Genomic DNA, 25,900 nt, shown 5'->3' on the forward strand with positions numbered 1-25,900 from the left:
GAGGGTCGGCGATCGGCGATACAGTGCCGTCCATGAGTCGCACGCGAGGAACCTGGGTCAGCGCCGCGGCGGCGCTCACGCTCATCGTCGGCGTTGTCAGCGGATGTTCGTCCGAGGACAAACCGGCGAACGCGGCGTGTGCGGCAACGCCGAACGGCACCCCGGTGGCCGCGACTTCGGCGGGTGCGACGCCTGGTGCGACCAAGGATCTGAGTACCAATCCCGAGATCGCGACCGGTTACCGGTCAGGGATGACGGCGGTGCGCACCAAGACCTACGCGGTCTCGACGGCCAATCCGCTGGCCACCAAGGCCGCCTGCGAGGTGCTGAGCAATGGCGGTACGGCCGCGGATGCGCTCATCTCGGCGCAGACGGTGCTCGGGTTGGTGGAACCGCAGGCCTCCGGCATCGGCGGCGGCGCGTTCCTGCTCTATTACGATGCGGCGAGCAAGAGCGTGGAGGCCTACGACGGCCGGGAGGTCGCACCCGCTGCCGCCACCGAGAACTACCTGCGCTGGGTCAGCGATACCGATCGCACCGAGCCGAAGCCGAATGCGCGGGCGAGCGGACGCTCGATCGGCGTGCCCGGCGTCCTGCGCATGCTGGAAATGGCGCATCGCGACCATGGAAAGACCACCTGGCGGGATCTGTTCAGCCCGGCCATCGGCCTCGCCGATCAGGGCTTCCCGATCAGTCCGCGCCTGGCGGGCCAGATCGCCGAATCGGCCAAGGATCTAGCCGCTGACGAGGCCGCGAAGGCTTACTTCCTCAACCCCGACGGCACACCGAAGCGGGCCGACACGGTCCTGGCCAATCCGGCAATGTCCAAGACCCTCAACGCCATCGCCAGCGACGGCGCGAACGCCTTCTACACCGGCGCGATCGCCCATGACATCGTCGACGCGGCCGACTCCGCCGCGGGCGGGCGCACTCCCAGCCTGATGACCGTCGACGACCTCGCCGGATACCAGGCCAAGAAGCGGACCGCGCTGTGCACCAGCTATCGCACGCACGAGATCTGCGGTATGCCGAGTCCGTCCTCGGGCGGCATTACTGTTGCCGCCACCCTCGGCATCCTGGAGAACTACGACCTCGCCGCACTGCGCCCGGACAATATCGATCGCAACGGCGGCAAGCCGAAGGCCGATGCGGTGCATCTCATCTCCGAGGCGGAGCGGCTGGCTTACGCCGACCGCAACAAGTACGTCGCCGATACGGATTTCATTCCGCTGCCGGGTAATTCGCCGCAGACCCTGCTCAATCAGGACTACCTGAAGCAGCGTGCCGGCCGCATCGATCCCAATCACAGCATGGGCACCGCCCAACCCGGCGATTTCGGTCCGGTTCCGCTCGGTGTCGGCCCGCAGCCACCCGAGCACGGCACCAGCCATATTTCGATCGTCGACAAGTACGGCAATGCCGCCTCGATGACCACCACGGTCGAATCGGCCTTCGGATCATTCCATCTCGTCGACGGATTCGTGCTGAACAACCAGCTCACCGACTTCTCCGCCGACCCGCTCGGCACCGATGGCGCCCCGGTCGCCAACCGGGTGCAGCCGGGTAAGCGGCCGCGCAGCTCGATGAGCCCGACCCTGGTCTTCGATCACAATGCCGACGGCTCCCGTGGCGATCTGACCCAGGTCGTCGGATCCCCCGGCGGTTCGGTGATCATCCAGTTCGTCGTGAAAGCCCTGATCGGCGTGCTGGACTGGGGCCTCGACCCGCAGCAGGCGGTCTCCGGAGTCGCCTTCGGCGCCGGAAACGGTCCGGTGACCGGCGTCGGCGGCGAACATCCCGCCATCAACGCCACCGATAACGGCGATCACGACCCACTCGTGCTACGCCTTCGTGAACTCGGCCATCAGGTCTCGGTCGCTCCCCAATCCAGCGGCCTCAGCGCATTGCAGCGCGACGGGTCCGACGGCTGGATCGGCGGCGCCGACCCGAGGCGCGAAGGCGCCGTCCTCGGCGACACCCACTGACCGACTGCGGTGGCGCTATCCGGTCCGCAGCATCGGATAGCGCAGTGGGCCACCGTCGAGCGCCAGGTCACTGTGCCGTTCGAACCCGAAACGTTCGGCGCGGACTCGGGCTTCGGATGCCATGCAGTGCGAGGGTAATACTCCCGGACCGCTGAAGCCGCTGCTCATTCCTGTGTGGCAGTGTATTTCGCGCCCAGTTCCCGCAGCTTGTCCAGCGCTTCGACCGCACGTTCCTTGTCGTTGGAGCGGATCGCCATCAGTGGGACGTAATCGTCGTCGATGAGTTCGAGGCGGGCCCAGGACTTTCGGTCCGGGAACGAGACGCCGCGGATGTACTCCCAGGGAAATTCGGTGTCGCCCAGGATATTGCGCACCGAGACTCCGCGTTTGCCGACGCGCACCCGCGGCCGGGTCAAAAGCAGCACTGCCGCGGCGCCGAGTACGCCGATGCCGATCATCGCAAGTTGGTCCGCGAACCGGAAGTTCACGCCCGTCGAACCGTGGCGCAACCAGATGCCGCCTGCCGTGAACCCGGCCACGAGCAGCACCGCCACGATCCATGCAGTCCGAACCGCGCGACGGGGCCGCACCTCGAGCTCCCAATCGCCTTGTCCCGGTGCGGCAGCCGAACCCGCCCCGTCGCCGGGGCGCCTACGCCAAATTCGCACGACCGGCATGGCCTACGGCCGCAGCGCGCGCAGTGTCAGCGCGGCGTCGAGCGCTGCCGCGGCGGCCTGTTCGCCCTTGTTCTCGGCGGAACCAGGCAATCCGGCTCGGTCCCGCGCCTCCTGCTCGTTATTGGTGGTGAGCACACCATTCGCGACCGGCGTGCCCGCATCCAGCGATACCCGGGTCAGACCGGCGGTCACCGCGTCACAGACGTATTCGAAATGCGGTGTGCCACCGCGGATCACCACGCCGAGCGCGACCACCGCGTCATGGGAGCGGGCCAGTTCCTGGGCCACCACCGGCAATTCCATCGCGCCCGCGCACCGCACCACGGTGATGTGCTCGACGCCCGCGTCCTTGGCCACCTTTTCCGCATTCGCGACCAGGGTGTCGCAGATCTGGGTGTGCCAGCGCGAGGCGACGATGCCGAGCTTGAGGTCCTTGGCATCCGACAGCTCGAAGCTGGGTACGCCGGTGCCGCTCATCGAATACCGCCTTTCCAGGCTGTGTCGGGGTGCGAATACTCGGGATAGGAAATCACTGCGCCGTCTCGCCCAGATCGAGCTCGTCCAGCCCGATCAGATCGTGGCCCATCCGGTCCCGCTTGGTGCGCAGGTACCGCAGGTTCTCGGCGTTGGCGCGCAACGGCATCGGCACCCGCTCGGTGATCTTGAGCCCGTAGCCGTCGAGTCCGACCCGCTTGGCCGGATTATTGGTGAGCAGGCGCATGGACCGGATGCCCAGATCCACCAGAATCTGCGCACCGGTGCCGTAGTCGCGAGCGTCGGCGGGCAGGCCGAGCTCCAGATTCGCATCGACGGTGTCGTGGCCGGAATCCTGCAGCTGGTAGGCCTGCAACTTGTGCATCAGCCCGATGCCGCGCCCCTCGTGCCCGCGCATATAGAGCACCACGCCGCGCCCCTCCTGGGCCACCATCTCCAGCGCGGCGTCCAGCTGCGGACCGCAGTCGCAGCGCAGCGAGCCGAAGACGTCACCGGTGAGGCATTCCGAGTGCACCCGAACCAGCACATCGTCGCCGTCTTCGATATCACCGCGCACCAGGGCGACGTGTTCGACATCGTCGTAGATGCTCTGATAGCCCACGGCCTTGAATTCGCCGTGCGCCGTGGGGATCCTGGCCTCGGCGACCCGGATGACCTGCTTCTCGTGCTTGCGCCGCCAAGCGATCATCTCGGCGATGGAGATCAGGGCCAGATTGTGCTCGTCGGCGAAGACACGCAGCTCCTCGGTGCGGGCCATATGGCCCTCATCCTTCTGGCTGACGATCTCGCAGATGACACCCGCGGGGTGCAGTCCGGCCATCCGAGCCAGATCGACCGCGGCCTCGGTGTGGCCGGGACGGCGCAACACGCCACCGTCCTTGGCGCGCAACGGCACAACGTGACCGGGACGGGTCAGATCGTCGGCCTTGGCATTCGGATCGGCGAGCAGTCGCATCGTGGTGGCGCGGTCGGCGCCGGAAATACCGGTGGTGACGCCCTCCCTGGCATCGACCGAAACGGTGTAGGCGGTGCCATGCTTGTCCTGGTTCTGCGCGTACATCGGCGGCAGGCCGAGGCGATCGCAGTCATCACCCGTGAGCGGCACGCAGATATAACCGGAGGTGTAGCGAATCATGAAGGCGACCAGTTCGGGGGTCGCCTTTTCCGCCGCGAAGATGAGGTCGCCCTCGTTCTCGCGGTCCTCGTCGTCGACGACGACAACCGCCTTACCGGCGGCGATATCGGCGACTGCGCGCTCGATGCTGTCGAACCTGGTCACGTCTGCTGTGCTCCATCTCGAAATAGGTGCCTCACTACACTACTGTGTTGGATCTGCAGCGCCTGCGGCGCTGCGTGTTCGCTCGTAAGACTCGCTCCGTGGTGGTCGCCGGAGCGCGAACGCCAGATCCAGCACAGCGTTTACCCGCTGCTCACCCGCGTTGTTGCAGGCGCTCTACGTACTTGGCGATGACGTCGACTTCCAGGTTCACCTTGGTCCCGACGGCGGCGGTGCCGAGGTTCGTCATGGACAGGGTGGTCGGGATCAGGGAGACCTCGAACCAGTCGCGATTGCCGTCGGCGGCGGGTACGTCGGCGAGGCCGAGGCCCGAGACGGTCAGTGAGATGCCGTCGACGGTGATCGAACCCTTCTCCACTACATATCGGGCGATCGCGTCCGGCAGCGAGATCCGCACGATCTCCCAATTCTCCGAGGGGGTGCGCGTGAGCACGGTGCCGGTGCCGTCGACATGGCCCTGCACCAGGTGGCCGCCGAGCCTGCTGTTCAACGCGGCCGCGCGTTCGAGATTGACCCGCGAACCAACGCCGAGTCCGCCGATGCTGGAGCGGTTCAATGTCTCCTGCATGACGTCGACGGTGAACGAGTCGCCGTCGACCACGTCTACGACGGTCAGGCAGACGCCGTTGACTGCGATCGAATCGCCATGCCCGGCATCGGAGGTCACCAGCTTGCCCCGGATCGTCAAACGAGCGGCGTCGGCCAGCTCCTCGGTGGCGACGATTTCGCCGAGCTCCTCGACGATGCCTGTGAACATGCCTTGACTCCCTGTCGCGTCGTTTCTACGGTTGCCGAACAGCCGGGGTCCGGCGACTATTCCCGTCGGCACCGGTCCCTGCCCAGCGTAACGACGCCGGGTCGTAGAAGACAGCGTGGTTCCGTCCAGCGGCCAGTCGAAACCGCGGCTCGGCTGCTCGGGCCAGAAGCAGACCACAGGGCACCCCGGAACGCACCGAACCAACGTCAATTATTTTTCGAAGCGAAATAATGTACGGCCGTGCGGAAAATATCGCCGTTTACCCGCCGACGATAATTGTTCATTCCTATTTATGGAACAGCGCGGCGCGAATTCATCCGTCGCGCATAGTGTCGAACATATCGTTGTACCCACTGGCGACACAGTTACACCGAAACCTTGCGCAGGCGAGAAAACGGTCGCAAGATTGTTACGCAGCTGATTCCTCTCGTTCAACTTCGTCCCGAGCAGTTCAGTGCGGAACGGTTCGCCCCGGGTCTGCGACGCAGTCCGGCGAGTTCGACCAGGAAATCCACCACTCGAGGAAGCCAGGAAACAGCACAGTGGGACAAATCAAGTTCGACACTAATGGGGGTGTCGCGTGACCACTCTTGTCGATTCGACGCTGGAAGTTCGCTGCGTGCAGTACCGGCGCGAATTTCATATGCCTGCATCGATCGACCCGACGTCGCGCCGCATCCTACTTCATATCGGTACCCATTACGGCGCCATCACGATGCCCGCCGATCTCGGCGAACAGGTGCAGCGACAGCTGACGCAGGCGCAGATCGCCGCGCCGGTGGTGCACCACCCGAGGGCACGACGCTGGACCTTCATCACCGGCCCGGCCCGGCCCGACACCCTCAGCGCGGCCGTCTCCGCGGAGTTGTTCCGGCTCTACGCGACCGTCGCCTGCACCGGCAGCCAGGTTGTGCTCCCCTCACCCGACGATGAGCGCACCGGCTACCGCACCTGGATCCAGCCGCCGGAGAACGCGACGAACCTGCCACCGCTCAGCGCGGTGATCGAGGCGACGCGAGCGCTCGGCAGCCGGAAAGCGCCCGCCCGCTAGGAGATTCGGCCCATCAGGGTTTCAGACCGCGCGCAGTGCAGCGGCCCGCTGCCGCAGTTTCTCGACAGTCGCCGCCGGGTCGTCGGTGTTGTAGATCGCGGATCCGGCGACGAAACAATCGATACCCGCTTCCGCGGCCGCCTCGATCGTATCGGCATTGATACCGCCGTCGATCTCCACGATCAAACGCAGTTCACCGGCGTCCACCAGCCGACGCACGATCCGCGCCTTCTCCAGCACATGCGGAATGAACGATTGTCCGCCGAAGCCGGGTTCCACGCTCATCACAAGCAGTGTGTCGAAGTCGCGCAGGATTTCCAGATACGGCTCGATCGGCGTATTCGGCTTTACCGAAAGTCCCGCCATGGCACCGGCCGCGCGAATATCGCGTGCCACCGCAATCGGATTGTCGGTCGCCTCGGCGTGGAAAGTGACGTTATGCGCACCCGCCTCCGCATAGGGCGGGGCCCAGCGGCCCGGATCTTCGATCATCAGATGGCAGTCGAGTGGAATGTCGGTGGCCTTCAACAGACTTTCGACCACCGGAAGTCCGAGAGTGAGATTCGGCACGAAGTGTGCGTCCATCACATCGACGTGCAACCAGTCGGCGCCATGCACCGCTTTTGCCTCGTCAGCGAGGTGCGCGAAGTCGGCGGACAAGATGGATGGAGCGATCATCGGCGTGGTGGGGCGCTTAAACGTCGAAGTGGACACATCGCGGGAGCTTACCGGTACCTAGGGTTGCCCCGGCCGAGAGTGGGTAGCCTGCATAGGGTGATCAACATTTCGGCGGAACAGGGGCTCTACAGCACCCCGGTGGAGATTCGGGTGGCGGCGTCGGTGACGCAGCTGCCGATCGTGCGTGGGCTCGCCGAAACACTGGTGCTGCTCAGCGATTTCACCCTGGACGAGGTGGCCGATATCCGGCTGGCCGTCGACGAGGTGTGCTCGACGCTGATCGCGGTCGCGGCGCCGGAGACGAGCCTGCACTGCAGGTTCACCGTCGGCGACACCGAACTACTCGTCCGGGTCACCGGGGTCGCCGCCACCGAGGGACTGCCGGATCAGCGCAGCTTCGGCTGGCATGTGCTGCGTACCCTCACCGATGATGTACAGGCAACACAGGATCCGTACGACGTCGCCGTTTCCGGATATCCGACGACGGTGGAGTTCCGTCGGGTCCGGGGGAAAGCGTAGTGGCGGACGAGAACACCGTGTCCGATGCCGAGCAGGACGATGATGTCGAACCCGTGCTGACCGAAGAAGCCGCTGAGGAAGTCGAAACCCTGCAGGCATCCGGCGCGGGCTACGACGATGTCGGTGCGCTGTTCGAGCAGCTCGCCGCCGCCAAACCGGGCAGCGCACGGCACAGTGCGTTGCGCGCCGAGCTGATCAGCCGCTGCATTCCGCTCGCCGATCACATCGCCCGTAAATTCAGCGGTCGCGGTGAGCCGTTCGACGACCTCACCCAGGTGGCGCGGGTCGGGTTGGTGCATGCGGTCGACCGGTTCGATATTTCCCGTGGCTCGAACTTCCTGTCCTTCGCGGTGCCGACCATCATGGGCGAGGTGCGTCGCTACTTCCGCGACAACACCTGGGCCATGCGGGTGCCGAGACGGGTGAAGGAGACACATCTGCGTATCGGCGCGGCCATCGACTCGCTTTCGCAATCCTTGGGCCGCTCCCCGACCGCGAAGGAGATCGCCGCCGAACTCGATGTGGATCCCGACGAGGTGACCCAGGCCGTCATCGCGGGCAATGCCTACCAGCCGAGTTCGATCGACGCCGCCTCACTCGGCCGCGATACCGAGGCATCGCTGCTCGACACCCTCGGCGAGGAGGAATCCCAATTCGACCGGGTGGAGGAATACGTCGCGATCCGTCCGCTGCTCGACGGACTCCCGGAGCGCGAGCGCCGCATCCTCACCATGCGCTTCTTCGAATCGATGACGCAAACCCAGATCGCCCAGCGCATGGGCATCTCGCAGATGCACGTTTCGCGCATTCTCGCGAAAACCCTTGCCCGCCTGCGTGAGCAGTCGGCCCGCGACTGAAAGCTCGGGTCGCGGCTGCGGCAGAGCCGGTGACCAGCGAATTAGCGTGCGCGCTGTTTTCGCAGTTTCGCCGGTGCCGACAGCCACCATGCGGCGTCGAGCATCTCGCGCAGTTGATCGGGCTCGATCCGGTCGAGATCGATGAGGATGTGGGGATATCCGTCGTAGTGCGGGGTGGTGTAGAAGGTGGGATCGCCCGAGGCGAGCAGCGCCTCCTTCTCCGCCATCTCGCACACGAGCGCGAGCCCGCCCTCGGCCTCCGAGCGCAGCCGCGCGAAACCCTTGCCACCCACCTTCAACGCGGGGCGGCGCCACCATGTCGATTCCGCCACCTCGGGAAGTTCGGTCGCCAGGGCCACCACCTGCTGCCACGTCATCGCCATGGGGCCAGTCTGCGGCGTCGACCCGCTGACGTCTTGGACGAATGTCGCTTCGGCTGCGGCCCCGCCTGATACACCGCCTACGTTTCGCGCAATTCCTCGAGGGCGGCTGCTCAACACTTCAAATAGGCGGCGGTGCAGAGCACGTGCTACTGGACAGCACCGCCGTGGAACTCGGCGAGGACTCACCCGCGCCTGAGGCCCGCGCACTTCCTTAGGCCAGCTGCTCAACACTTCAACAGGCGGCGCAGAGCACGTGCTACCGGACAGCACCGCCGTGGAACTCGGCGAGGACTCACCCGCGCCTGAGGCCCGCGCACTTCCTTAGGCCAGCTGCTCAACACTTCAACAGGCGGCGGTGCAGGCCAGGTGATGCAGACGGCACCGCCGTGGAACCCGGCCCGTGGAACCGCCCGGCACCGCCCCGCTTCAGCGGTGCCGGGGACGGTGTTATGCGACCGGTTTGCGCAATGCCGCGAGGAACATGGCGTCGGTGCCGTGGCGGTGCGGCCACAGTTGCGCGCTCGGGCCGTCGCCGATATCGGTAACGCCGGGGAGCAGGTCGCGGGTGTCGAGTTGGATGGCACCGGTGCGGCGGGCGGCATCGGCGACCACCGCGACGGTCTCCGCGAGGTGGGGTGAGCAGGTCGAGTAGAGGACGACACCACCGGGGCGCAGCAGATCCCACGCGGCGGCAAGGAGTTCGCGCTGCAGGACGACCAGCTCGGCGACATCCGCGGGGGTGCGGCGCCAGCGGGCCTCCGGGCGGCGACGCAGCGCGCCGAGACCGGTGCAGGGTGCGTCGACCAGGATGCGGTCGTAGCCGGGCGTGAGTCCGCTGGCGCGGCCGTCGGCGACGTGCACGTCGACGGGTAGGTCGTGGACCGTCTTGCGGACGAGTTCGGCACGGTGTTCGGCCGGTTCCACCGCGTCGACACGGTGTCCATCGATTGCGGCGATGGCACCGAGCAGGGCCGCTTTACCACCGGGTCCGGCGCAGAGGTCGAGCCAGCGACCATTGTCCGGACCGGCCAGTTCCGCGCGGGTCAGGGCGAGTGCGACGAGCTGACTGCCCTCGTCCTGCACGGCCGCCATGCCTTCGCGGACGGGTTCCAGCTTGCCGGGATCACCGCCGCCGTCGAGGTAGACCGCGTACGGCGACCATTTGCCCTCTTCGCCACCGGTCACCAGGGCCAATTCCTCGGCGGTGATATCGCCGGGACGGGCGACCAGATGCACGATCGGACGCGCGTCATCGGCTGCGAGCACGTCGCGCAGTTCCCCGGCCCGGGCGCCGAGCGCGTCCGCGAACGCCTGCGCGATCCATACCGGGTGGGCGAACTCGAATGCCAACCGTCCCACCGGATCTCGCGGCGCGAGCTCGTCCACCCACTCATCGACGGACTTCTCCCCCGCCCGCCGCAGCACGGCATTCACGAAACCTGCCTTACCGGCCCCGAATTCCATGCGCGCCAATGCCACCGAGGTGTCCACCGCCGCGTGCGCCCCGATCCGGGTGCGCAGCAACTGATACACCCCCAGCCGCAGCACATCCAGCAGCGGCCCATCGATCTCCTCGACCGCTCGCCCCGCCCCCGCCGCGATCACCGCATCGAGCAACCCGAGCGAACGGCAGGCACCGTAGGTCAATTCGGTCGCCAATGCCGCATCCCGCCCCGAGATCCGCCGCTCCCGAAGCAGCCCCGGCAGTACCAGATTCGCGTACGCCTCCCGCTCCCGCACCGCCCGCAGCACATCCCGCGCGACCAGCCGCACCGGATCCGCGGCCACGGCGGAATCCTTGTGCCGGCCATGGCCTTTCGATGTGTCACGCCGAGCCGAGCCACCCGCAGTCGACCCGCCGCGCCCGCCCGAAGCGGCACTATCCGCGCGATTCGACCGGCGTTCATCGCCGCTCACGGCCCGCTTGCCCGACCGTCCCTCGTGCCGTCCCGACGAATCGGACTTCGCCGCATCCGAGCGGTTTCCCCACCGCTGTTCGTCGGATTCCGCACGGCCGCTGCCCTGCGAACGGGCACTCCGGTTCGCCGAACTCTCGCGCCGCTCACCGGCCGATGCCGCCCCCTTGTTGTCCCGACCTTTGTGCAAGCCCGACGATGCGGCTGAACGACTCTCACTTCGCGCACCGCCCGCGGCCCCGGTGTCCTTCGCACCGCGATCCCGCCAGCCCGACGCTCCCTCGGAACGCGCAGTCCCCGAGCGATCTTCGCGTCGGCCCCCCTCCGACTGCCTCGTCCGTGCAGTGTCGTCCCGGTCCGAGAAACGCCGCACTGCATCGCCGCCGCGCCCGGCGGGATTCCCTTGCCCGGCATTCGCGCGACTACCGCCGCGATCGCCGCGCGCGGCGTCGCCCTGCCAGTCGCCGCGGGCCGCCCCCTTGCCGTGCGCCGACCCCTTGCGCTGCGAACCACCCCCCGAGGACTTACGTTGTTCGGTCATATTCGGCCGCTCTACTCGGGCCCGTGGCGCATTGCCGCGGAACTGGTCGGATTCGGAGTGCAAATTCTTCTGCTGTGCACCACTTTTCGCTGATGTCGCGCGGGCGAGCCAGCCCGAGTCGACGGATTTCCTACTGGATTTGCGACTGCGCGGATCGGCGGCCGCACTGTGACCGTTGGCGCGGCGCTCGGGCGTCATCACTCGACCACCGCACCGGGCTGCAGGCGAGCGCCGCGGGCCCAGTCCAGGGCGGCCATCATGCGCTTACCTTGCGGCTGTACCTGATCGAGGCGAACCGCGGTAGTGGCGGTGCCGACGAAGACCCCGGACTTGCGGACCTCCATGGTCCGTTCCGGCAATACCTCCTCGACCATCGAGACGGGGCCGAGTTTGAGGCGGGTGCCGTTGATCTCGGTCCAGGCACCTGGTGCCGGGGTGACCGCGCGGATGCGACGGTTGATTGCCAGTGCGGGCTGGTCCCAGCGAATGTGTCCGGCCTCGACCGGCACTTTGGGCGCGTAGGAAACGCCGTCGTGGGACTGCGCGACCGCGTGCAGTGTCCCGTCTTCCACGCCGTCGAGCGTCTTCTCCAATAGCATCGCCCCGCTGTCGGCGAGCCGGTCGAGCAATGCGCCCGCGGTATCGGTCACCGCGATCTTCTCGGTGACCACACCGAAGACCGGCCCGGTGTCCAGGCCCGCCTCGATCTGAAAGGTGGACGCGCCGGTGATCTCGTCACCCGCGTCGATCGCCGCCTGTACTGGCGCGGCGCCGCGCCAAGCGGGCAGCAGCGAGAAGTGCAGGTTGATCCAGCCGAAGCGGGGAATGTCGAGCACCGGCTGCGGCAGCAGCGCACCGTAGGCGACCACCGGACAGCAGTCGGGCGCCAATGCGGTGAGCTGTTCGATGAATTCGGGTTCGGCGGGACGCCGGGGCGTCAGAACCGGAATGCCGTGCTCATCGGCGAGGCGCCCGACCGGCGAGCGCTGCACCTTCCGCCCACGTCCGGCGATCGCGTCGGGCCGGGTCAGCACGGCGACCACCTCGTGCCGCTCCGAATCGATGAAACGCTGCAGCGACGGCACCGCAGGTTCCGGCGTGCCCGCGAAGACAATGCGCATCAGCGGCCCCGTCCGAACGGTCCGGCCTGGCTCGAACCCAGCGCGCGCGAACTGCGCACGGTGATGCCCGCACTGAACCAATCGGATTCGCGAATGGTGCGCATCGCCTCCTTGCGTTGCGCGGGATCGAGCCGATCGATGAACAGCACACCGTCCAAATGATCGGTTTCGTGCTGAACGCAGCGGGCCAGCAGCCCCCCGGCCGCGAATTCGACCGGTTGACCGTCTACGTCGACACCCGTGGCTCGCAGCCGCAGCGCGCGGCGCGTGTCGTAGCGCACTCCTGGAATGGACAGGCAGCCCTCGGGACCGACCTGCTCCTCCGCGCCGACCACCTCGTAGGTCGGATTGATCAGATGCCCCATGGCGTCCTCGGTGTCGTAGACGAAAACCCGCAAACCGACGCCGATCTGCGGTGCCGCCATCCCGACTCCGCCGTCATCGTGCATGGTGTCGGTCAGATCGGTGACCAACTGCCGCAGTTCACGATCGAATTCGGTGACCTCCGCCGCACGCGAACGCAGAATGGGATCGCCGAAGAGGCGAACGGGCTGAATGGTCACGGCGGCGACTCCCGAAAACGAGGAACACGGTCGATTCATTCTAGAGAGCGACCCCGTTCACACGGATCTCCCCGACCGAAGGCGGAAAAGCTGGTAAAACTCCAGTGCGGTCCGGGCGGGGTGTCGATCCCCCCGCCCGGCCGCCTGGAAAGACCTCGTGGACGACCTCTGGTTGCCCTGCCTCTGCAGCTCACCTGCCGATTCGCGACACGTCATCGCACGACCAAAAGTAGCGGAGTACTGGTGACACCGTCAGCACCGCAGGCCAGAGCCGTCTTTGCTCTGGCAATAGGGACGCCCTGGGTCTCACAGGTATTGACGGCGTCACCACCTGACCGGCCTCGCCGTCCGACTCGCCTTGGCGATCGCGTCTGTCGTCGGCAGGGGCCGTCGTCAAGGGAGAGCCGACCGTCGGTCCCTGTCGACAATGGCCGGATGCATGCCCAAATCGACTCGCTGGCAACTGATTCGGAACATCTAGGTCAAGTTCCGGCGTGGTTCTCGAGACCATGCTGGGGCGGATGCCACCGAGTTGGCCGAGGCGAGCGAGCAGCTGGACTCGTTTGTGGGCGAGGTGTTTTCCACGTTGATGCGCAAGGATCGGCTGGCGACGGCCGGAACGTATGTGCGCGGGCTGATGCTGGATGGCCGCCCGGAATCGATACAGCCGATGGCGCAGCGGCTGGGGACCGATCATCAGCGGTTGCAGCAGTTCGTGACCAGCTCGCCACGGGATGTGGTAATGATGCGGAAAGTATTGTCCCGCAAGGCGTGTGATGTACTCGGACCCGAGCGCCCAAGGATGGGCCCAGGGTTTGGGAGCGACGGCGTGGTGCATAACCATCTGACGTCGATTGGCGATGTCGAGTCGTGCGGGTGGGACACGGTTCCAACCGCACGTTCTCGTGTTCTGGGGCTGCGAATGATCGGAGCAGGTCGGTGCGACAGTTGATTCGAGTGGCAACGGCGGCGATGGTAGGCCTGATTCTGGCCGCGCCGATGGCGGCTCCGGCGGCGGCGTTCCCCGCGCCGAACCAAGAGGAGTGGTGGTTCGACACCTTCGGGATCGAGAGCGATGTCTGGCCACTGACGAGAGGCGATGGCATCACGGTGGCCCTCATCGACACGGGGGTGAACGCTTCGCTGCCCGAGCTCGCCGGAGTCGTGCTGCCCGGCACGGATGTCGTGGGCGGTGGAGGTGATGGACGCACCGACAGCGATACCCATCAGGGGCACGGCACCGCGATGGCCGCCCTGATCGCGGCTCAGGGCGGCGGGTCGGCCGGTTGGCTGGGGATAGCACCTGGCGTGAAGATCTTGCCCATCCGGAACGGCGGCCAGATGACTCCCGAGATCGAAGCGGCGGCGATTCGCTATGCGGCGGATCACGGAGCGAAGGTCATCAATATCTCGCAGGCCGACGCGGCCGGGCTCAGCGACCCGAACCATTGCCCGGCAGAGGTCCAGGACGCCGTCATCGATGCCGTGCAGCGCGATGCCGTGATCCTTGCGGCCGCGGGGAACGCGGGTGATCAGCACAACGATCCGCTTTACCCGGCCGCGTGTCCGGGCGTCGTCGCGGTGGGTGCGTACGATCACCTGGGAAACGCCTGGCACAGCACCCAACGCCAGGACTACGTCGCGATCTCCGCGCCGGGCTCCGGGGTCGGATCCATCGGCGGAGACGGTCGGCTCTACCACTACGGTGCGGGGACGAGCCAGGCCGCGGCGCTGGCGTCAGGTGCGGTTGCCCTGATGCGCTCGAGGTTCCCCAATGAGTCCGCGCGGCGAATCGTTCAACGGGTCATCGCGACCGTCACTGACTTCGGGCCGCCCGGTAAGGACGATCAGACGGGATACGGCTCGATCAGCCTTCGCAAAGGACTGACCGCGACCGTGCCCGCCGACGCGCCGAATCCGGTGTTCGACCGGCTGGACCAGGTGCTCGCCGCCCGGCGTGTCCAGTCCACGCCCTCCGCCACGCCGGTCGCGAGCGGGGAGAAGACCTCCTCCAAGGTGCTCAGGGACCTGCTCATCGTCGGCGCCATCTTCATCGTGGTATGCGCCGTGTACCCGCTCGCCCGGATCCGCCCGCGCCCACCCGCCGACCGCCCTCCGACCTCACCGGGGCCCGACGATCGGAGCCCGCAGCATGGCCCGCCGCCTCCCTCAGGGCCTACCCGAGATCAGGGACCGCCTCCCGAACGCCGTTGGTAATTAGCGGGCGGGAACCGCGGGACATTACCGGTGATCCAATGGAGCAGGCGAACCCAAGGACGCTCCGCCTTCCGGACAAAGGGAGACGGATGTCCCTCGCCTACATTCCACCCTCCAGGTCACGGTCGTCGAGCCGCCCTCCACCCCACATGTCGACAACCACGTGCGCGCAATGCCATCTCGCGCGCCTCGTATCGGAGCGGACCGGCCTTGCATAATGACTTTTGCTGCCCCTGCGCAAATCGCTCCTATTGCGAAGTCCTTTGCCGTATTCGCGAGATCTGCTGTCCCGCAGCCGGTTTGTTCACAGCGCTTTCTCAGCGGCCGGTGAGCATAGTGTCGGCGTGACAAACCGTGCGGCACTTACCGATTCGTCCCCGCTATCACTGCTCGCCAAAGTTCCCCGGATCACTGCCATGTTCTGGGTGATCAAGGTTCTCTCCACCGGTATGGGAGAAACTTTCTCCGACTTCCTCGTCATGCATCTGCCACCGCTAGTGGCGGTGGGCGGTGGGCTTGTGGCCTTCGTAGTCAGTTTGGTCGCTCAATTCCGCATGTCTCGCTACCACGTCTGGACCTACTGGACCGCTGTGGTCATGGTGGCCATCTTCGGCACCATGGTCGCCGATATCGTCGACTTCGTGGTCGGGATTCCGCTGGGGATCTCAACCGTGATGTTCCTACTGCTGCTCGCGGGCGTCCTAGCGCTCTGGTACCGCGCCGAGAGGACGCTGGATGTGCACACCATCAACACCCGTCGGCGCGAAGGTTTCTACTGGACTACGGTCATGGTCACCTTCGCCCTCGGCACCATCGCCGGTGACTTCACCGCCGCGACGCTACACCTGGGTTTCCTGCTCTCGTCGGTGCTTTTCGCAGTCGCGATCACAGTGCCGGCGCTGGCATGGCGCTGGGCCAGGCTCAATGCAGTGCTCGCCTTCTGGGCCGCCTATGTGGTCACCCGGCCCCTGGGTGCATCGCTGACCGACTGGCTCGCTTCCGACCACAACGACGGGCTGAACCTGGGCACCGGCTGGATCACCCTGGCCTCGGCCGTTCCCATGATCGTGCTCATAGCCGTGCTGGCGCGACGCGTCGCCACGGTCCCCGAGATCATCACCGCCGGACCGAGGAGATCGGAAACAGCGCTGGAAAGCTGACCATCCTCTCGGAGGATTCCTTCACCCGGAGCCGACCATGGCCGAGCTGCTCAGCAGCGAGGGCGATCCACGCGTGCTGAGCAGGGCTTCCACACGCCTGGTCCTGGACGCTGGCCCGGCTATGCGGCTCAACCGGCTGCTACGTTCATTCAGAACGCGAACACGTACCTGTTGGTGTTCTGTTCCATGCACCGGTTCGGGAAGGTGCGGCGGTAAGATATCGAAACGCCGTTCCAAATACCTTCAGCGGCAACGGTTATCGGCTTATAGATGAACTGGCAGAACCGCATCGGTTCACCCCGAAGCTGACCGAAGTCCCCGCCCGCCGCCCAGAGTTCCTCGCATGCCCGAGTCGTCTGCGGATGAGTGCCCAGAGCTAGCGGGGAACAGATCAGCAGTACGGTCCGCTGATCGGTGGCGGCGTCCAGCGACTCGCCGTCACCCACGGTCAATATCAGCACCGACGGCGCTACCCCGGTGTCCGCCCGCGCGGGCGCCGGAGCCGCCGACACCACGCCGAGGGCTGCCACAGCCCCGATGCCCGCACCCATCACCCGAAGACCAAGGGACATAGCGTGATACCTCCACACTCGTTGGCTCTCGCCATACGATCGCCCAGGATGTGCCCGGCCGTGTACGGGGCAAGGTGATCGAACCGCGAAATACTATTGGGCAGCAAAGTATTCAGCGGGCGGCCACGGATCGCCACTGCAGTTACTTGCGGCCGCGTAGGACGAGGAAGGCCATTCATGCGGCGCCGAGAACACCGAGCAGAGCCACCACGATACCGATATCCGACAGCAGCAGGTCCATGTTCTCCTTTTACGGAGATCACCACCCCTTCGTCGAAAAGCGCACACGCGTCACGGGTCAACACCACACCCCACACCATGCCCGCATGGGAAGCCGCCTCCGGCACATGCGGGCACGGTGCCCTGTTTTTACGCGCGGATGGTGTCCAGGGCCAGCGTGGCTGCGATGGCATTTGCCAACTCCGCACCCTTGACCTCGAAATGCCGTGCGAAGTAAGCGCGATGCTCACCGTGCTCGTGGAAATGGTGCGGGGTCAGGACCGCAGAGAACACCGGCACATCGGTGTCCAGCTGCACCTGCATGAGCGCGTCCACGACGGTCGAGGCCACGAAATCGTGCCGGTAGATGCCGCCGTCGACCACCAGTGCACATCCGGCGACGGCGGTGTAGTCGCCACTGTTCGCCAATCGCTTGACGCACAAAGGGATTTCGAACGCCCCGGGCACCTCTATCACATCGACCTCGGGGTAACCGCAGTCGTTGAGACCGGACCTACAGGCTTCCACACACCTGTCGACGATGTCGGAGTGCCAGCGCGCGGCAACAATCGCGATGCGATTCTGATTGGGTGACATGATCCTCCTGTTCGCGATGTCACCCAGGGCAAAGACGACGCGAAACAAGCTCCTCCGCACACTGCGTAGGAGCCGGTGCCGCGTTCTCTTTCATCCGGACTGTGACCGTCGGCTCCGGGATCACACCGGAATCTGCTGACCCACCGCATCTTGGGAACACCGTGGCGCTCGCGGGCTCGTGCGCTCCGGATCGATCCGGATGCCATTACCGCCGGTGGGGAATTCCACCCCGCCCTGAGAACGTGTACGAGCCGCACTGTAACACGTCACAGGAGCGGTCTACCCCCTCAGCGCTGGCCGAGCATCCAGCTACTGAGGAGGAGACGGTCGAGCGGGTGGCGAGCGGTCATGCGGAGGCTTGTTCGACCGCTGGTACTTTCCAGCTTCCATCGAGAAGCGACGGCGGATTCTCGGTCGGCCAGTACATGCGCAGCATGAGGATGAACCGACCTTTCGGTGCGGGTAGCCAGTTCGATTCCTTGTCCGCACCTGGGGAGTCGGTCTGGATGTACAGATCGGAACGGTGCAACACCGCACGCGCCGCAGCACGCCTGTACACCCACCGCAACACGCTATTGCGTCGAGTCACCCGCGCCCAAGAGCTCCTACCGCGACCACTGGACGACAACGTCGTACCTATCGCGGTGGCGCTGGAAATGCTGAACTGGCGCGGGGCCGGTGTCTGACCCGACGCCCGGACTCGGATGAATCAATGTCGCGAGGGTCGTGGACCGGTCAAAGCTTGCGCCGGTCCGTCCTGAGCGCGCTGACGATGTCGATCCCCCCGACCACTACGAGAACGGCGCCGAGTGGCCCACCTCGGAACCAGACGAATTCGGTGTCCCGCGCGAAGAGCCACAATGCTGCCCCGGCGACGACGAGCAATACCCCTAAGCCGGCCCCAAGTCGTATCTGCATGCTGCAATCCTGCCGCCCGCGTCGGATGCGATTCATCGGCCATAAGGCGGGTGCGGTCGTCATCATTTCGTATGACGAGCCAGGTGACCCGTCGTGCTGTGATGGAGATGGTGACTCTGTTTCCACCGCTGCGCGGCGGCCGATGGACAGAGCGGTATCTGGGCCCCGCCATCAGCAAACGAGCGGATCGACTCCGGATCGGTCACGTCGACGACTCGGGGGGTAACCGGCGGAAATCTCCATCGCAGCTCGGCGGAGACAAGCCGTCAGACCTTGGCGCGCGAATAGACCAGCCGAACGAACTCCTCCAGCAGGGCGGCGAAGTTGTCACGGTGCCCGGCCGCCGCGAGCTGCTGGAACCCGACCAGCATCGCCATGCCGAGCGAAGTGATGACCCGGGCGTTCTCCTTATCGCCGGTGACGCCGTAGACGGCCTTCTGCACGGTCTTGCGCCGGGCATCGTCGACGCGACGCTGCGCGGCGCGCACGGATTCGTCGTTCGCGCCCCAAGCTCGGATGGCCGCCTCGGCCCCGTGCTGCAGCCCCAAGGTCAGCTCGCGCAGCTTCTCGATATCGGAATCTGGTGTGCCGGAACCGAATTCCATCTCCTTCAGGATCACCACCTGCCGGTTCTCCCAGAACTCGAGCAGCGCGTCGACATAGCCCTGCCAACTGCCGAAATGGTGATAGAACGAACCACTGGTGACGCCCAACCCGTTGACGAGAACGCGGATGTTGAGCCCCTTGAAACCGGACTGGGCAAGGATCCCGAGCCCGTACTCGAAGTACTGCTCCTTGTTCACCACACGTGACATGCCGTCACCGTACCGTAGCTCATCGTACTGTCGGCCTCAGTCGTAATGAAGGGGTTCGACTCGCGAACGATCCGGCGCCGACGACGCTTGTCAAGGTTATTTCTGGCGTGTTTCCATGCGATGCTGCCCGTCGACCGCATCGCCGAACCGACGTAGCGTCGAAGGGGTGATTGTTCCAGAGCACCTGCCGACAACCGTTGGCGAACTGCGCGCTGATGGTCATCTGCCGCGCAGCGTGAAGACCGAGATGCGCGAGAACCTGCTCTCCCGTTTGGGTTCCGGCGACGATCCCTGGCCGGGCATCGTCGGCTTCGATCGGACCGTCCTGCCGCAGTTGGAACGCGCGCTGCTGGCCGGCCACGACGTCGTACTGCTCGGTGAGCGCGGTCAGGGCAAAACCAGGCTGCTGCGCACCATGGTCGGCCTCCTCGACGAGTGGACACCTGTCATGGTCGGCACCGAATTGGGCGAGCACCCGCTCGAACCGATCAGTCCGGCGGGCCGCCGACTGGCCGAGGAGTTGGGCGACGACCTGCCGGTCACCTGGCGGCACCGCTCGCAGCGCTATGCGGAGAAACTGGCTACGCCGGATACCTCGGTCGGTGACCTGATCGGCGACGTCGACCCGGTCAAAGTCGCCGAGGGTCGCAGCCTCGGTGACCCCGAGACCATCCACTTCGGACTCGTGCCACGTGCGCACCGCGGCATCGTCGCGATCAACGAACTGCCCGATCTCGCCGAACGCATCCAGGTCGCGCTGCTGAATGTGATGGAGGAACGCGATATCCAGGTCCGCGGCTATACCCTGCGCCTGCCACTCGACGTACTGCTCGTCGCAACCGCCAACCCCGAGGACTACACCAACCGCGGCCGGATCATCACACCGCTGAAGGACCGGTTCGGCGCGGAGATCCGCACCCACTACCCGCTCAGCGTCGCGGCCGAGGTGGCGCTGGTCCAGCAGGAGGCGGAACTGGTGGCCGAGGTGGGCGATCCGCTGATCGAAGTACTCGCCCGATTCGTCCGGCACCTGCGTGAATCGTCCGCGATCGATCAGCGCTCCGGCGTATCCGCGCGATTCGCGGTCGCCGCCGCCGAAACGGTAGCTGCCGCGGCATTGCGCCGATCGGCGCTCACCGGCGAGCGCCCCGCCGTCGCGCGACCCGTCGACCTCGAATCCGTGCCCGCGGTATTGCGCGGCAAGCTGGAGTTCGAGTCCGGTGAAGAAGGCCGTGAGCAGGAGCATCTGACCCATCTGCTGCGGCGCGCATTCGCCGAGACGGCGAGTGCACTGCTGGGCGGACTGAACCTGCGGCCCTTGGCGGAGGCGGTCGGCGACGGCCATCTGGTCACCACCGGCGAGCGCGTGCCCGGCCAGGATGTCCTTTCGGCGCTGCCGGAGCTGCCCGTCCTGCACGAGGTGGCGCATCGGCTCGGCGTCGGCGCCACCGAACCGCCGACCCGGATCGCGTCGGCGGTCGAATTCGCCCTGGAAGCGCTCTATTTGGCCCGGCAGGTAGCCAAGGACTCCGACGACGGCGTCGCGGTGTACGGCTCATGAGCGCCGAAGTATCTCGTCCGGGTACGCCGTCATGACGATCCCCGACCGCTACGCCTACGGCCCCTATCACGACGGGCCCGATCCACTGGCACCTCCGCTCGATCTACGAGAGGCGCTGGACCAGATCGGGCGCGACGTGATGGAAGGCAGCTCGCCCCGCACCGCACTGGAGGAGGTGCTGCGACGCGGTATGCGCGAAACGCGGGGACTCGACGAGCTCACCCGGCGGGTGTGGCAGCGTCGCGCGGAGATTGCTCGACGACACCGGCTCGACGGCACCCTGCAACAAGTCCGTGAACTGCTGGAGCAGGCCCTGAAAGCCGAGCGCCGCGAACTGTTTCCGGATCCCTCCGACGACGCCAGATTCGCCGAAGCACAGCTGGACGCATTGCCGCCGAGCACTGCGGCCGCCGTCAACGAGCTGGCCGAGTACCAGTGGCGATCCGAAACCGGCAGGGAGAACTACCAGAAGATCCGCGACTTGCTCGGTCAGGAACTGCTCGAATCCCGGTTCCAGGGCATGAAACAGGCGTTGGCGAACACCACCCCCGAGGATGTCGAACGCGTCGGACGAATGCTGTCCGACCTCAACGACCTGCTCGCGGCGCATGCGCGGGGCGAGGACACCGAACAGCAGTTCGCCGAATTCATGGCCGAACATGGCGAATTCTTCCCGGAGAATCCGCGCGATACCGACGAGCTGATCGACGCGCTCGCCGCCAGGTCCGCTGCCGCACAACGCATGTTGAACTCGATGTCCGCCGAGCAGCAGGCCGAACTGGCCGAGCTGATCGGCCAGGCATTCGGCGACCCGCGCATTGCCCAACAGGTCGCCGCCCTGGACGCCACCCTGCGCGCACTGCGGCCGGGCGAGGACTGGGACTCCTCCCAGCGGTTCCGCGGCGACGACCCGCTGGGCCTGGGCGCGGGCGCGCAAGCCCTGCAGGATCTCGCCGAACTGGACGCACTGGCCGAACAGCTCGGCCAGTCGTACCCGGGTGCCAGACTCGAGGACATCGATCTCGACGCCCTGGCCCGCCAACTCGGCGACGACGCCAGCGTGGATGCCGCGCGACTGGCCGAACTCGAGCGCGAACTACGCGCACAGGGCATATTCGAACGGGCATCGGACGGCTCACTTCGGTTGACGCCCAAGGCCTTACGACGGCTCGGCGAGACCGCGCTGCGCGCCGTCATCGGCCAGCTGCGGTCCCGTCGCGGCGAGCGGGATACGACCTTGGCCGGCGCGGCTGGCGAGCCGACCGGCGCCACCCGGCCATGGCGGTTCGGCGACACCGAACCGTGGGACGTGCCGAGGACCGTACGCAATGCGGTGCTGCGGTCGATGTCGGTGGGCCGCCGCAGTGTCACGCTGGACGTATCCGATGTCGAGATCATGGAAACCGAGCAGCGCTCGCGGGCAGCCGTGGCGCTCTGTGTCGACACATCGTGGTCGATGGTGCAGGAGGGCAGGTGGTTGCCGATGAAGCGCACCTCGCTCGCGGTACATCAGTTGATCAGCACCCGTTTCCGCTCCGACGCGCTGAGCCTGATCACCTTCGGCCGACACGCCGCGACCGTCGATATCGGCGAACTGACGGCGCTGGAAGGCGTTTGGGAACAGGGCACCAATCTGCACCACGCACTATTGCTCGCCGGACGGCACCTGCGTCGACATCCGGACGCCGTGCCCGTCGTACTCGTGGTGACCGATGGCGAGCCAACGGCGCACCTGGAACCCGACGGTACGGCGTACTTCAACTGGCCGCCGGAACGGCGCACCCTCGCCGCGACAATGGCACAGGTCGATGCCCTGGCCAAGCTGGGCGCGTCGGTCACCGTATTCATGCTCGGCGAAGACCCCAGCCTGGCCGCATTCGTCGACCTGGTAGCCCGCCGCAGCGGTGGTCGGGTGGTGGCGCCGGATCTGGACGGCCTCGGTGCCGCCGTGGTCAGTGACTATCTGCGTGGCAGGCGCGGCTGAACTCGCGCTAGTCGGTGACCACGACCACCTTTCCCGTGGCGTGGCCCTCCTCCTGGTACTGCACGGCCGCCGGGATGTCGGCGAAGGGATAGGTCCGATCGATGACCGGAGTGAGCTTTCCGTCCTCGATGAACTCGGTAAGCGCCATGAGGTTTTCCCGGTTCCGAGTACATCGGGTCACCTCCGCCATCGCGATTCGCTGTGCGACGAACGGCGCCACCGCCAGCGCCGCGAACATCCGGCCAGCGGGTTGTAGCCATCGACCCGCTGGCCCGCCGACGGCGACGTAGGTGCCCTTGGGTGTCAACACACGGCGGCATGCCGACACCGAGCGACTTCCCGCGATATCCACCAACAACTCGTAACGCTGCCCGTCGCGCGTGAAATCCGCTGCGGTGTAGTCGATTACTGCATCCGCGCCGAGTCCGCGGACCAGTTCCGTATTCCTCGCGCCACAGACACCCGTGACCACCGCGCCGAACGCGTGCGCGAGCTGTACCGCGAATGTGCCGACTCCACCCGACGCGCCGTTGACCAGCACGCGCTGCCCGGGTTGGATTCGTCCCTCATCACGCAGTGCCACCAGCGCGGTATTGGCCGCCAGCGGTACCGCGGCCGCCTGCTCGAATGACAGATTCTTCGGCTTCGGCGCCAATTCGCTTTCCCGGACACACACGTACTCGGCGAAGCCACCCCCTTTGATCATCGCGAATACCGCGTCGCCGGGCCGGAATCCCGTCACCGCCTTGCCGACCCCTTCGACCACCCCCGCCATATCGGCGCCCAGGATGGCGATCGACGGTTTGCGCAACCCGACACCGCCCCCCATCAGCCGCGCGATATATGGCTCACCGCGCATGAAATGCCAGTCATACGGCTGAACCGAGGTGGCACGCACCCGAACCAAAACCTCGTCGTCGGCCGGTACCGGCCGGTCGATGTCCATGAGAGTCAGCTGCTCCGGTGGACCGAATGCGCGAAGGACATAGGCCTTCATCGTGTTCTCCTCAGATCTCGGCACCGAGCCGCCTCCCGCGCTCATGAGCCTTACGTCGTAAGGTACCCTTACGACGTAAGGCTGGTCAATGGCAGCCGGGACCACACCGACTCCGACCAAAGTCGCTGCGGTTCAGGCGCTCTTGCGCAGACGGTCGAGACCGTCGAGGATCAGATCGAGCGCGAACTCGAATTCGAACTGGTCATCACACCAACCCAAGGTCGAGTCCGGATCATCGTGGGCGACCTCCCGCAGCATCCCGACCAGATTCGGGAGCGCCTCGGACATTGCGTCGAGCGCGGCCATGGCTTCGGCATCGACCGGTCCGTCGCCGGGATCGAATAATTCCTGAGCGAAACCCAATGCCCGACTGCCCAGCACATGCATTGCGTGATGGGTCTGGTCGTAGGAGAAACCGCCTTCGCGCATCAGCCCCAGCAGGCCGTCGTAGTAGCGCAGGACCGCCTGGCTGGTATTGGTCCGCGTCTGGAATACCGCGGGTGCCCACGGATGCCGCAGCAGCACCTCGCGGGCCGCCAGAATCCGCTGCCGCACGGCCTGCTTCCACGCGTCCCCCGCAGCGGGCATACCAATGCCGGCCACCACCTCGTTGATCTCCCCCACGATGACGTCGACGACACCATCCAATACATCTTCTTTATTGGCCACATGGTGATAGAGCGACATCGCCTCGACACCGAGCAATTCCGCCAGCCGACGCATCGTCAGCGATTCGATACCACCCTCATCGGCCACGCCGATCGCCGTGGAAAGTACTCGCATCCGGCTCAATGGGATTCGAGGCTCGACTTCGGTGGCCACCTACGCAAACCCCTTCCTCCGGACTCCGACTACAGCGTAAGTCCAGCCCGCCGAGGGCAGCGGAACCGGGCGGAGTGTCCAAACCTCCGCCCGGTCGCAAGCCTCGACGATCAGGAATGTCCGGCGATGATGACCTCGGGAATGCCGGTACCGAGCGGGACCGCGCGGCACGTCGGTGTCGGCGCGTGCACGGGATCCAGCGTCTGCAACAGCAGTTCCTGGACGAACGGGTCGTAGACCATGTGGAAGTGACCGGTCTGGTCGACCGCGCACACATCCTGCAGCGCGATGTTCTCGACGCTCGGGCCGTGCAGTGCGATATTGCTGAACGGCTGGATCATCTCGTCGACCCGGCTGCCGATGGTCACATAATGCGGGCCGGGCACGGTGTCACCACCCGCATTGAGTTCGACCATTACCGGCGACCCCTGCGCCTGCTGCACCGCCGCGAGCGAGGTGACCATCGAGAACGCCTGCAGCGCACCCGGGATCGCCTCCGCGACCGGCACAAGTCCGTACATCACGCCGCCGTAGCTCGGGGACGCCAGACCGATCCACTGACCGGTCTTCGGCGCTCCGCCGAGCTTGTTCACGTAGTAGCGAGTCACATTGGCGCCCTGGGAAAATCCGACGATATCGACCTGCGTGGCACCGGTGGCGGCCAGCACCTGATCGACGAACGCGCCGACCTGATAGGCGCTCAACACGATGTCCTCGGTGCCATAGGTGTCCTTACCAGGAGCACCGCCGTAGTTGAGGGCGAAGACACAGAAGCCGAGCGCCGAAATCTGCGGCCCGATGGCCGACCAGTCGGAGTAGGCCGTGGAATCGGTGCCGTGTGCCAGGATGACCGGACGGGGATGTTCCGCGGTCGGCTTACAGTCGAAGTTGTTGGCGCCGACCGGGACCGCGTTCTTGTGCGTCTTCAGATAGGTCGCGGCGGTCAGATGATCCGACTGAGCCGGACCGGGTTGGGTCGGGATATCCGGCGGACGGTATCCCACGATCGGCGCACTCGCCGGCGCGGTATCGACCGGTCCGGCGCTGGCGATCGGCGCCGTGCCGGAGCCGAAAGTCACGGCTCCGGCGACGATGCCGGCACAGACCACACGCCGGAACTGTGAACTACCCCAACCCCACGAACCAATCGGCTGTTCCATATCACAATGATGTACCCGATCGACTCGAAAAGTGCACG

25 protein-coding genes, 1 pseudogene and 1 riboswitch are annotated in these 25,900 nt (G+C 66.1%); of the genes and pseudogenes, 10 read left to right on the forward strand and 16 right to left on the reverse strand.

What is annotated here, in order from left to right; genetic code table 11:
* The first annotated feature begins 32 nt into the window (after window positions 1-32).
* Window positions 33-1,985: a gamma-glutamyltransferase family protein gene (locus ABZ293_RS06865; RefSeq protein ID WP_355178055.1), complete on the forward strand. Its 1,953-nt coding sequence runs from the start codon at window positions 33-35 to the stop codon at window positions 1,983-1,985.
* Window positions 1,986-2,149: 164 nt separating this feature from the next.
* Here the strand turns inward: ABZ293_RS06865 and ABZ293_RS06870 are convergent, their stop codons facing one another.
* The 4 genes from ABZ293_RS06870 to ABZ293_RS06885 all read right to left on the reverse strand — a co-directional run bounded on the left by ABZ293_RS06870 (window position 2,150) and on the right by ABZ293_RS06885 (window position 5,211).
* Window positions 2,150-2,662: a PH domain-containing protein gene (locus tag ABZ293_RS06870; protein ID WP_355178057.1), complete on the reverse strand. Its 513-nt coding sequence runs from the start codon at window positions 2,660-2,662 to the stop codon at window positions 2,150-2,152.
* Window positions 2,663-2,665: 3 nt separating this feature from the next.
* Entirely contained in the window at window positions 2,666-3,139 is a 474-nt protein-coding gene (ribH, locus tag ABZ293_RS06875) for a 6,7-dimethyl-8-ribityllumazine synthase (protein WP_355178059.1), read from the reverse strand.
* Window positions 3,140-3,191: 52 nt separating this feature from the next.
* Window positions 3,192-4,436 carry a bifunctional 3,4-dihydroxy-2-butanone-4-phosphate synthase/GTP cyclohydrolase II gene (locus ABZ293_RS06880; protein WP_355178061.1) on the reverse strand — a complete coding sequence of 415 codons (1,245 nt, stop codon included), beginning with the start codon at window positions 4,434-4,436 and terminating at the stop codon, window positions 3,192-3,194.
* A gap of 151 nt (window positions 4,437-4,587) precedes the next feature.
* Window positions 4,588-5,211, reverse strand: coding sequence for a riboflavin synthase (locus ABZ293_RS06885; protein ID WP_355178063.1), 624 nt, complete (start codon window positions 5,209-5,211; stop codon window positions 4,588-4,590).
* A 580-nt stretch (window positions 5,212-5,791) separates the two neighbouring features.
* Between ABZ293_RS06885 and ABZ293_RS06890 the strand changes: the two genes are divergently transcribed.
* The gene (locus ABZ293_RS06890) at window positions 5,792-6,262 is read left to right on the forward strand and encodes a hypothetical protein (protein ID WP_355178065.1); all 471 of its coding nucleotides are present in this window, start codon (window positions 5,792-5,794) and stop codon (window positions 6,260-6,262) included.
* 21 nt (window positions 6,263-6,283) lie between these two features.
* On the opposite strand, the gene rpe is transcribed toward ABZ293_RS06890, so the two are convergent.
* Entirely contained in the window at window positions 6,284-6,940 is a 657-nt protein-coding gene (gene rpe, locus ABZ293_RS06895) for a ribulose-phosphate 3-epimerase (RefSeq protein WP_355178520.1), read from the reverse strand.
* Window positions 6,941-7,036: 96 nt separating this feature from the next.
* On the opposite strand from rpe, the gene ABZ293_RS06900 reads away from it, so the two are divergent.
* Both ABZ293_RS06900 and ABZ293_RS06905 read left to right on the forward strand, forming a co-directional pair.
* On the forward strand, window positions 7,037-7,459 hold the full coding sequence (locus tag ABZ293_RS06900; protein ID WP_355178067.1) for an anti-sigma factor: 423 nt from the start codon (window positions 7,037-7,039) through the stop codon (window positions 7,457-7,459).
* 53 nt (window positions 7,460-7,512) lie between these two features.
* Window positions 7,513-8,316 carry a SigB/SigF/SigG family RNA polymerase sigma factor gene (locus tag ABZ293_RS06905; protein WP_355178522.1) on the forward strand — a complete coding sequence of 268 codons (804 nt, stop codon included), beginning with the start codon at window positions 7,513-7,515 and terminating at the stop codon, window positions 8,314-8,316.
* A 41-nt stretch (window positions 8,317-8,357) separates the two neighbouring features.
* Here ABZ293_RS06905 and ABZ293_RS06910 read toward each other — a convergent pair whose 3' ends face one another.
* The 4 genes from ABZ293_RS06910 to def form a co-directional block, all read right to left on the reverse strand.
* Entirely contained in the window at window positions 8,358-8,699 is a 342-nt protein-coding gene (locus ABZ293_RS06910) for an MmcQ/YjbR family DNA-binding protein (RefSeq protein WP_355178069.1), read from the reverse strand.
* Between the two features lie 447 nt (window positions 8,700-9,146).
* Window positions 9,147-10,487, reverse strand: coding sequence for an RsmB/NOP family class I SAM-dependent RNA methyltransferase (locus ABZ293_RS06915; RefSeq protein WP_355178071.1), 1,341 nt, complete (start codon window positions 10,485-10,487; stop codon window positions 9,147-9,149).
* Between the two features lie 866 nt (window positions 10,488-11,353).
* Window positions 11,354-12,277, reverse strand: a complete 924-nt coding sequence (fmt, locus tag ABZ293_RS06920) for a methionyl-tRNA formyltransferase (protein WP_355178073.1) — start codon at window positions 12,275-12,277, stop codon at window positions 11,354-11,356.
* Entirely contained in the window at window positions 12,277-12,840 is a 564-nt protein-coding gene (def, locus tag ABZ293_RS06925) for a peptide deformylase (RefSeq protein WP_354960182.1), read from the reverse strand. The genes fmt and def overlap by 1 nt, the downstream gene beginning before the upstream one ends.
* Window positions 12,841-13,372: 532 nt before the next feature.
* On the opposite strand from def, the gene ABZ293_RS06930 reads away from it, so the two are divergent.
* The 3 genes from ABZ293_RS06930 to ABZ293_RS06940 all read left to right on the forward strand — a co-directional run bounded on the left by ABZ293_RS06930 (window position 13,373) and on the right by ABZ293_RS06940 (window position 16,217).
* Complete coding sequence (locus ABZ293_RS06930; RefSeq protein ID WP_355178075.1) at window positions 13,373-13,792, forward strand: transposase; 420 nt, start codon at window positions 13,373-13,375, stop codon at window positions 13,790-13,792.
* Between the two features lie 5 nt (window positions 13,793-13,797).
* Window positions 13,798-15,057: a S8 family serine peptidase gene (locus ABZ293_RS06935; protein WP_355178077.1), complete on the forward strand. Its 1,260-nt coding sequence runs from the start codon at window positions 13,798-13,800 to the stop codon at window positions 15,055-15,057.
* A gap of 344 nt (window positions 15,058-15,401) precedes the next feature.
* A complete protein-coding gene (locus tag ABZ293_RS06940; RefSeq protein WP_355178079.1) occupies window positions 15,402-16,217 on the forward strand; it encodes a hypothetical protein in 816 nt (271 codons plus the stop codon).
* Window positions 16,218-16,366: 149 nt separating this feature from the next.
* Here the strand turns inward: ABZ293_RS06940 and ABZ293_RS06945 are convergent, their stop codons facing one another.
* From ABZ293_RS06945 to ABZ293_RS06955, 3 genes and pseudogenes are all read right to left on the reverse strand, one after another.
* Window positions 16,367-16,789 carry a subtilase-type protease inhibitor gene (locus ABZ293_RS06945; protein WP_355178081.1) on the reverse strand — a complete coding sequence of 141 codons (423 nt, stop codon included), beginning with the start codon at window positions 16,787-16,789 and terminating at the stop codon, window positions 16,367-16,369.
* 369 nt (window positions 16,790-17,158) lie between these two features.
* A complete protein-coding gene (locus ABZ293_RS06950) occupies window positions 17,159-17,605 on the reverse strand; it encodes a 6,7-dimethyl-8-ribityllumazine synthase (RefSeq protein ID WP_355178083.1) in 447 nt (148 codons plus the stop codon).
* A gap of 78 nt (window positions 17,606-17,683) precedes the next feature.
* Window positions 17,684-17,851: riboswitch (FMN riboswitch) on the reverse strand.
* Window positions 17,852-17,951: 100 nt separating this feature from the next.
* Window positions 17,952-18,122 (reverse strand): annotated as a pseudogene (locus ABZ293_RS06955) (DUF1214 domain-containing protein); the annotation flags it as partial.
* On the opposite strand from ABZ293_RS06955, the gene ABZ293_RS06960 reads away from it, so the two are divergent.
* Complete coding sequence (locus ABZ293_RS06960) at window positions 18,112-18,291, forward strand: helix-turn-helix domain-containing protein (protein ID WP_355178084.1); 180 nt, start codon at window positions 18,112-18,114, stop codon at window positions 18,289-18,291. The pseudogene ABZ293_RS06955 and the gene ABZ293_RS06960 overlap by 11 nt on opposite strands.
* Before the next feature lie 498 nt (window positions 18,292-18,789).
* On the opposite strand, the gene ABZ293_RS06965 is transcribed toward ABZ293_RS06960, so the two are convergent.
* Window positions 18,790-19,338 (reverse strand): TetR/AcrR family transcriptional regulator, encoded by a 549-nt coding sequence (locus ABZ293_RS06965; protein ID WP_355178086.1) that lies wholly within the window; start codon window positions 19,336-19,338, stop codon window positions 18,790-18,792.
* A gap of 166 nt (window positions 19,339-19,504) precedes the next feature.
* On the opposite strand from ABZ293_RS06965, the gene ABZ293_RS06970 reads away from it, so the two are divergent.
* The gene (locus ABZ293_RS06970) at window positions 19,505-20,899 is read left to right on the forward strand and encodes an ATP-binding protein (protein ID WP_354960852.1); all 1,395 of its coding nucleotides are present in this window, start codon (window positions 19,505-19,507) and stop codon (window positions 20,897-20,899) included.
* A 31-nt stretch (window positions 20,900-20,930) separates the two neighbouring features.
* Window positions 20,931-22,883, forward strand: a complete 1,953-nt coding sequence (locus tag ABZ293_RS06975) for a VWA domain-containing protein (RefSeq protein ID WP_355178088.1) — start codon at window positions 20,931-20,933, stop codon at window positions 22,881-22,883.
* A 7-nt stretch (window positions 22,884-22,890) separates the two neighbouring features.
* On the opposite strand, the gene ABZ293_RS06980 is transcribed toward ABZ293_RS06975, so the two are convergent.
* The 3 genes from ABZ293_RS06980 to ABZ293_RS06990 form a co-directional block, all read right to left on the reverse strand.
* Window positions 22,891-23,880 (reverse strand): NAD(P)-dependent alcohol dehydrogenase, encoded by a 990-nt coding sequence (locus ABZ293_RS06980; RefSeq protein WP_355178090.1) that lies wholly within the window; start codon window positions 23,878-23,880, stop codon window positions 22,891-22,893.
* A 132-nt stretch (window positions 23,881-24,012) separates the two neighbouring features.
* Entirely contained in the window at window positions 24,013-24,663 is a 651-nt protein-coding gene (locus ABZ293_RS06985; protein ID WP_355178092.1) for a TetR/AcrR family transcriptional regulator C-terminal domain-containing protein, read from the reverse strand.
* 149 nt (window positions 24,664-24,812) lie between these two features.
* Window positions 24,813-25,862 (reverse strand): alpha/beta fold hydrolase, encoded by a 1,050-nt coding sequence (locus ABZ293_RS06990; RefSeq protein ID WP_355178093.1) that lies wholly within the window; start codon window positions 25,860-25,862, stop codon window positions 24,813-24,815.
* Window positions 25,863-25,900: the final 38 nt, after the last annotated feature.

The organism is Nocardia sp. NPDC005998 (assembly GCF_040614395.1).
Taxonomy (GTDB): Bacteria; Actinomycetota; Actinomycetes; order Mycobacteriales; family Mycobacteriaceae; genus Nocardia.

Excerpts from the sequence above, each read along its gene's own strand:
- ABZ293_RS06865 (WP_355178055.1), top strand. The coding sequence starts at position 33 with ATGAGTCGCACGCGAGGAACCTGGGTCAGCGCCGCGGCGGCGCTCACG.
- ribH (WP_355178059.1), bottom strand. The coding sequence starts at position 3,139 with ATGAGCGGCACCGGCGTACCCAGCTTCGAGCTGTCGGATGCCAAGGAC.
- ABZ293_RS06870 (WP_355178057.1), bottom strand. The coding sequence starts at position 2,662 with ATGCCGGTCGTGCGAATTTGGCGTAGGCGCCCCGGCGACGGGGCGGGT.
- ABZ293_RS06910 (WP_355178069.1), bottom strand. The coding sequence starts at position 8,699 with ATGGCGATGACGTGGCAGCAGGTGGTGGCCCTGGCGACCGAACTTCCC.
- rpe (WP_355178520.1), bottom strand. The coding sequence starts at position 6,940 with ATGATCGCTCCATCCATCTTGTCCGCCGACTTCGCGCACCTCGCTGAC.
- ABZ293_RS06950 (WP_355178083.1), bottom strand. The coding sequence starts at position 17,605 with ATGTCACCCAATCAGAATCGCATCGCGATTGTTGCCGCGCGCTGGCAC.
- fmt (WP_355178073.1), bottom strand. The coding sequence starts at position 12,277 with ATGCGCATTGTCTTCGCGGGCACGCCGGAACCTGCGGTGCCGTCGCTG.
- ABZ293_RS06975 (WP_355178088.1), top strand. The coding sequence starts at position 20,931 with ATGACGATCCCCGACCGCTACGCCTACGGCCCCTATCACGACGGGCCC.
- ABZ293_RS06990 (WP_355178093.1), bottom strand. The coding sequence starts at position 25,862 with ATGGAACAGCCGATTGGTTCGTGGGGTTGGGGTAGTTCACAGTTCCGG.
- ABZ293_RS06980 (WP_355178090.1), bottom strand. The coding sequence starts at position 23,880 with ATGAAGGCCTATGTCCTTCGCGCATTCGGTCCACCGGAGCAGCTGACT.
- ABZ293_RS06985 (WP_355178092.1), bottom strand. The coding sequence starts at position 24,663 with ATGCGAGTACTTTCCACGGCGATCGGCGTGGCCGATGAGGGTGGTATC.
- ABZ293_RS06885 (WP_355178063.1), bottom strand. The coding sequence starts at position 5,211 with ATGTTCACAGGCATCGTCGAGGAGCTCGGCGAAATCGTCGCCACCGAG.
- ABZ293_RS06945 (WP_355178081.1), bottom strand. The coding sequence starts at position 16,789 with ATGTCCCTTGGTCTTCGGGTGATGGGTGCGGGCATCGGGGCTGTGGCA.
- ABZ293_RS06965 (WP_355178086.1), bottom strand. The coding sequence starts at position 19,338 with ATGTCACGTGTGGTGAACAAGGAGCAGTACTTCGAGTACGGGCTCGGG.
- ABZ293_RS06960 (WP_355178084.1), top strand. The coding sequence starts at position 18,112 with ATGTACAGATCGGAACGGTGCAACACCGCACGCGCCGCAGCACGCCTG.